Annotated in this window: 4 protein-coding genes; 3 read left to right on the forward strand and 1 reads right to left on the reverse strand. The window is 72.0% G+C overall.

The window, feature by feature from the left end; translation table 11 throughout:
* Both ABZ154_RS34600 and ABZ154_RS34605 read left to right on the forward strand, forming a co-directional pair.
* Positions 1 to 1,279: M14 family metallocarboxypeptidase (locus ABZ154_RS34600; protein WP_356838400.1), on the forward strand; the 1,279-nt coding region annotated here is incomplete at its 5' end.
* A gap of 73 nt (positions 1,280 to 1,352) precedes the next feature.
* A complete protein-coding gene (locus ABZ154_RS34605) occupies positions 1,353 to 3,098 on the forward strand; it encodes a BCCT family transporter (protein ID WP_356838401.1) in 1,746 nt (581 codons plus the stop codon).
* 34 nt (positions 3,099 to 3,132) lie between these two features.
* Here ABZ154_RS34605 and ABZ154_RS34610 read toward each other — a convergent pair whose 3' ends face one another.
* On the reverse strand, positions 3,133 to 4,056 hold the full coding sequence (locus tag ABZ154_RS34610; protein ID WP_356838402.1) for an FAD-dependent oxidoreductase: 924 nt from the start codon (positions 4,054 to 4,056) through the stop codon (positions 3,133 to 3,135).
* Between the two features lie 141 nt (positions 4,057 to 4,197).
* Between ABZ154_RS34610 and ABZ154_RS34615 the strand changes: the two genes are divergently transcribed.
* Positions 4,198 to 5,835 carry an ABC-F family ATP-binding cassette domain-containing protein gene (locus ABZ154_RS34615; RefSeq protein ID WP_356838404.1) on the forward strand — a complete coding sequence of 546 codons (1,638 nt, stop codon included), beginning with the start codon at positions 4,198 to 4,200 and terminating at the stop codon, positions 5,833 to 5,835.
* Positions 5,836 to 5,881 lie beyond the last annotated feature (46 nt).

The raw sequence follows: 5,881 nt of genomic DNA on the forward strand, positions 1-5,881 counted from the left end.
CCGGCGCCGGAGCGCGGTGGTGGCAGCGGTCCTGAGCGCGTTGGCCGTCCCGTTCGCCATCGCACCGGCCGAGGCCGCGCCGCACCCGCCGCGCACCGGGTTCGAGACGAGCGACGGGGCGCGCTGGACCGGGCTGGGGGAGGAGCAGGCCTTCCTGGGAGCGGTCGACCGGGCGAGCGACCGGGCCGCCGTCGACCGGATCGGGACCACGGAGGAGGGCCGCCCCCTCCAGCTCGTACGCATCGGAAAGAAGCACCCGGCCACCGCCACCACGGTCCTGCTGATCTGCAGTCAGCACGGCGACGAGCCCGCCGGACGTGAGGCCTGTCTGACCACCCTGCGCGACCTGGCCTTCGCCGAGGACCGAGCCACCCGCGCCTTCCTCTCCCGTACGACGGTGCTGGTGCTGCCCACCGCCAACCCGGACGGGCGCGCCGCCGAAACCCGGGGCAACGCCGACGGCGTCGACGTCAACCGGGACCACATCGCCCTGGAGACCGCGGAGGGCAGGGCGATCGCGGCCGTCGTCCGCGACGAACGGCCGGATGTCATCTACGACTTGCACGAGTACGGCGCCACGCCCCCCTACTACGACAAGGACCTCTTCGTCCTGTGGCCCCGCAACCTGAACGTCTCCGGCCGTGTGCACGGCCTCTCGCGGACCCTCTCCGAGCAGTACGTGCGGCCCGCCGCGACCGGGGCCGGCTACAGCAGCGGCCACTACGGCGTCTGGACCGATCCGGTCACCGGCGACCCCATCGGGCAGACGGCCGGTGACGGCCAGGAACGCATCCTGCGCAACGCCTCGGGCCTCAAGCACGCGGTCGGCCTCCTCATCGAGTCGCGCATCGACGCCCTGAGCGAGACCGAGAAGGACGACCCGGCCCTCAACCACCGGCGCAGGGTCCACTCCCAGCGGACGGCCCTCGACGGTCTCCTCGGCTTCACCGAGGAGCAGCGTGCCCGCATCCGTGCAGCCACCGGGCTCTCGCGCGTGACCGGGTTCGCCGACCGTGGTCCCGTGCGTCTGGGCGGCGCCGACAACGATCCGCCCGGGCCCGGCGAGATCCTCATCGACCCGCCGTGCGGTTACCGGCTGGACGCGGCCCAGTACGCCGACGTGAAGGACGAGCTCGCCCTGCACGGCGTCCGGTCCCACCGGGACGGAGATGGCGCGTATGTGCCCCTGCGGCAGCCGGCCAGGAACCTGATTCCGCTGCTCCTCGACCAGCGAGCGACATACTCTCTCACATCTGGTCAAGCTGATATGGCTTGTTGATCCTCCGGGATTGTGGGCAGGTGTGGTACTGCCTACGAAGAGCGGTTTTCGGCCTCGGTGAAAGGTGCCATTTGTGTCCCAGGACGACCAGTCAGCTGCGGGCCGGGAGGAACTGTCGGTCACGGCGGATCTTCCTCCCGAACCGGTCAGCACCCGGGCCCCGACCACCGACCGGGTCGTCTTCGGCGTCACGGCGGTCCTCACCCTCGCCTTCGTCATCTGGGGCGCGACCGCCACCTCATCGCTGGAGACGGCGTCCGGCAAGCTGCTCAACGGGCTCATCCACAACGGCGGCTGGGCCTTCATGCTCGCCGCGTCGGGCTTCGTCATCTTCGCCCTCTGGCTGGCCATCAGCCGGTACGGGAAGATCTGCCTCGGCCAGGAGGGTGAGGCGCCGGAGTTCCGCACCATCTCCTGGGTCGCGATGATGTTCAGCGCCGGTATGGGCATCGGGCTGATGTTTTGGGGCGTGAGCGAGCCCCTGGCCCACTTCCGCACCCCGCCGCCCGGCACCGACCCCGCCGACTCGGCCGAGGCCATGCAGACGGCGATGGCCACCACCCTCTTCCACTGGACGCTGCACCCCTGGGCGATCTACGCGGTGGTCGGCCTCGCCATCGCCTACAGCGCCTACCGGATGCGCAGGCGGCAGACGATCAGCGCGGTCTTCGAGCCGCTGATCGGCAAGAGGCACGCGCACGGAAGGGCCGGACGCGTCATCGACATCCTGGCCATCTTCGCGACTCTCTTCGGTTCGGCCGCCTCGCTGGGCCTCGGCGCGCTCCAGATCGGCGGCGGGATCCAGGAGCTGGACTGGCTGGAGAAGGCCGGCACCGGTCTCCTCGTCGCCATCATCGCCGTGCTGACGGTCGGCTTCGTCGCCTCCGCGGTCTCCGGGGTGGAGAAGGGCATCCAGTGGCTCTCCAACATCAACATGGTGCTGGCCCTGCTCCTGGTCCTGTTCGTCTTCATCGCCGGTCCCACGATCTTCATCCTCGACCTGGTGCCCACCTCGCTCGGCGCCTACATCAGCGACCTGGGTCAGCTCGCCGGCCGCACCGAGGCGACCGGCGGCGGCGAAGTGGCCGACTGGCTGGGCGGCTGGACGGTCTTCTACTGGGCCTGGTGGATCTCCTGGACGCCCTTCGTCGGCATGTTCATCGCCCGCATCAGCCGCGGCCGCACCATCCGCCAGTTCGTCGGCGGCGTCATCCTGGTGCCCAGCACGGTCAGCCTGATCTGGTTCGCCGTCTTCGGCGGCACGGCCATGAAGCTGGACGAGGCGGGCAAGCTCACCGGCGCCGACACCCCCGAGGCGCAGCTCTTCGGAGTCCTCCAGGAGTTCCCGATCGCCACCGTGACGAGCATCCTGGTGATGATCCTCGTCGGCATCTTCTTCGTCTCCGGCGCCGACGCCGCTTCGATCGTCATGGGCACGCTCTCGCAGAATGGCGTCCTGGAGCCCAGCAAGTGGGTCGTCATCTTCTGGGGTGTCGTGACCGGGGCCGTGGCCGCAATCATGCTGCTCATCGGTGACGGCAAGGAGAACGCGCTCGAGGGGCTCCAGAATCTCACGATCCTGGTCGCCGCCCCCTTCGTCGTCGTGATGATCGGCATGTGCGTCGCCCTGATGCGGGACCTGCGCAAGGACCCGCAGATCGTCCGCCAGGAGTTCGGCGTGGAGGCGGTCGAGTCCGCGGTGATCGAGGGGCACGCCAAGTACGACGGCGACTTCGAGATCCGGATCGGCCCCGGCACGACCGTCACCACGGACGAGCGCCACAGGGACACCCCGATCGAGAAGGGTTCCCAGGGCTGAACCCGGGGGACCACTTTGCATGTACGGCGGCGGCTCAGCCCACCAGGGCGGCCGCCGCCCGGGCGCAGCCCCAGGCCACGGTCACCCCCGCGCCGCCGTGACCGTAGTTGTGGACGAGCAGACCGCCGCCCGGCAGGGCCTCCGCCCCGATCCGCACCCCGCCCTCCCGCACCGGCCGCAGCCCCACCCGGTGCCCCAGCACGCGGGCGGCCGCGATCTCCGGCCGGACCCGCGCGCACCGCGCCACGATCTCCCGGGCCGTCACCGCATCGGGCTCCCGGCGCTCGTCGTCCGCCTCGGCCGTACCGCCCAGCACCAGGCCGGCCGGCTGTGGGAAGAAGTACGTCGTCGCGGCCGACGCCGGGTCCGCCTCGGTGAACCACTCCGCGATCCCCGGGTTCTCCACCACGACCAGCTGCCCCCGCACCGCCCGCACCTCCGCGTCGGGCACCAGCTCGCGCGCCCCCAGCCCCGTGCAGTTCACCACCACCGGGCTCTGCGCCGCCGCCTCCACGAACCCGGTCACCGCACGCCGCTCCACCGCCCCGCCCGCCGCCACCAGCCGCCGCTCCAGCCACGCCAGGTGGACCGGCATGTCCAGCAGCGGCAACACCGCCCGTAGCCCCTCGGGCACCTCGACCGCACCCTTCAGCTCCGCCGCCCAGGGCCCCAGCGCCGCGAACCGCTCACCGCCGTGCACCCCCGTCACCAGCCGTACGCCGGTGGCACCCGGCCCGGCCGCCAGCTCCTCGTACACCTCCAGTGTCTCCAGCGACCAGGTGCCGACCCGCTCGGCCGGCTCGATCCGGTACGGCGACCACAGCGCCCCCGCCACCGCCGAGGTCGTCGCCTCCGCCGGATCGCGCGACCAGACCCGCACCCGCAGCCCGCGCTCCGCCAGCGTCACGGCGGTGGTGAGGCCGATGACCCCGCCGCCCACCACGATCACATCCGTCATTACGGTCACTCCCGTCCCTCGGTACCCGCGCGGCCCCCTCCACGCCCGTCGCTGCACGGACGCTAGCGGAACCCGGAAACCCGAAGCCAGGGGCGACGGGGCGAAGGGCACGGAGCGCCGGAGACTAGGATCAGGACCCTGATGACTGCCACCCTCGTCGCCAAGGACCTCGCCGCCGGACACGGCGACCGCACACTCTTCGCCGGACTCGACCTGGTCGTCGCCCCCGGAGACGTGATCGGTCTCGTCGGAGTCAACGGCGCCGGAAAATCGTCCCTGCTCCGCCTGCTCGCCGGACTCGACCGCCCGGAGGAGGGCGAGCTGCGGCTCTCCCCGCCCACCGCCACCGTCGGCCACCTCCCGCAGGAGCCCGAGCGGCGCGAGGGCGAGACCGTAGCCGCGTTCCTCGCCCGCCGCACCAGCGTCGCCGACGCCCAGCGCGCCATGGACGAGGCGACGGAGGGCCTGGTCTCCGGGGCCCCGGGCGCCGACGACGCGTACTCCGAGACCCTGGAGCGCTGGCTCGCCCTCGGCGGCGCGGACCTGGAGGAGCGGGCCGCGCAGGTAGCCGCCGAGCTGGGTCTCACCGTGAGCCTCGACCTGCCCATGACGGCCCTCTCCGGCGGCCAGGCGGCCCGCGCCGGCCTCGCCTCGCTGCTCCTCTCCCGTTACGACGTGTTCCTGCTGGACGAGCCCACCAACGACCTCGACCTCGACGGCCTGGAGCGCCTGGAGCGCTTCGTGTCGGGCCTTCGGGCCGGAACCGTCGTCATCAGCCACGACCGCGAGTTCCTGATGCGCACGGTCACCAAGGTGCTGGAGCTCGACCTCGCCCAGCAGCAGATCAACCTGTACGGCGGTGGCTACGCGGCCTACCTGGAGGAGCGCGAGACCGCGCGCCGGCATGCCCGCGAGGGCTTCGAGGAGTACGCCGACAAGAAGGCCGCCCTCGAAGCGCGCGGCCACATGCAGCGCTCCTGGATGGACAAGGGCGTCAAGAACGCCCGTCGCAAGGCCACCGACGGCGACAAGCTCGGCCGCAACGCGCGGAGTGAGGCGAGCGAGAAGCAGGCGGCGAAGGCCCGGCAGACCCAGCGCATGATCGAGCGCCTCGACACCGTCGAGGAGCCGCGCAAGGAGTGGGAGCTGCGGATGGAGATCGCCACCGCCCCGCGCTCCGGATCGGTCGTCGCGACCCTGCGCGAGGCCCGGGTGGTGCGCGGAGACTTCTCCTTCGGCCCCGCCTCGCTCCAGATCGACTGGGCCGACCGGGTCGCCATCACCGGCGCCAACGGCGCGGGCAAGTCCACCCTGCTCGCCGCCCTGTTGGAGCGGCTCCCGCTCGACTCCGGCCACGCCACGCTCGGTTCGGGCGTCGTGGTCGGCGAGGTCGACCAGGCCCGCAGGCTCTTCCTCGGCTCGCAGTCGCTGCTGGAGGCGTTCTGCGCGGCCGTGCCCGACACGGAACCGGCCGAAGTCCGCACGCTGCTCGCCAAGTTCGGCCTGCGCGCCGACCATGTGATGCGCCCGGCCACCAGCCTCTCCCCGGGCGAACGCACCCGCGCCGCCCTCGCCCTGCTCCAGGGCCGCGGGGTCAACCTCCTGGTGCTCGACGAGCCGACGAACCACCTGGACCTGCCCGCCATCGAGCAGTTGGAGGCAGCCCTGGAGAGCTACACGGGCACCCTGCTGCTGGTCACCCACGACCGGCGGATGCTCGAAGCGGTCCGCACCACGCGCCGCATCGAGGTGGCGGACGGCCAGGTCAAGGAAGTCTGAGCGGAGTCAGGGGGGTGGGGGCGGGCCGCACGCGGCGGCCCGCCCC

Source organism: Streptomyces sp. NPDC006261 (assembly GCF_040613515.1).
Lineage (GTDB): Bacteria > Actinomycetota > Actinomycetes > Streptomycetales > Streptomycetaceae > Streptomyces.

Excerpts from the sequence above, each read along its gene's own strand:
- ABZ154_RS34610 (WP_356838402.1), bottom strand. The coding sequence starts at position 4,056 with ATGACGGATGTGATCGTGGTGGGCGGCGGGGTCATCGGCCTCACCACC.
- ABZ154_RS34615 (WP_356838404.1), top strand. The coding sequence starts at position 4,198 with ATGACTGCCACCCTCGTCGCCAAGGACCTCGCCGCCGGACACGGCGAC.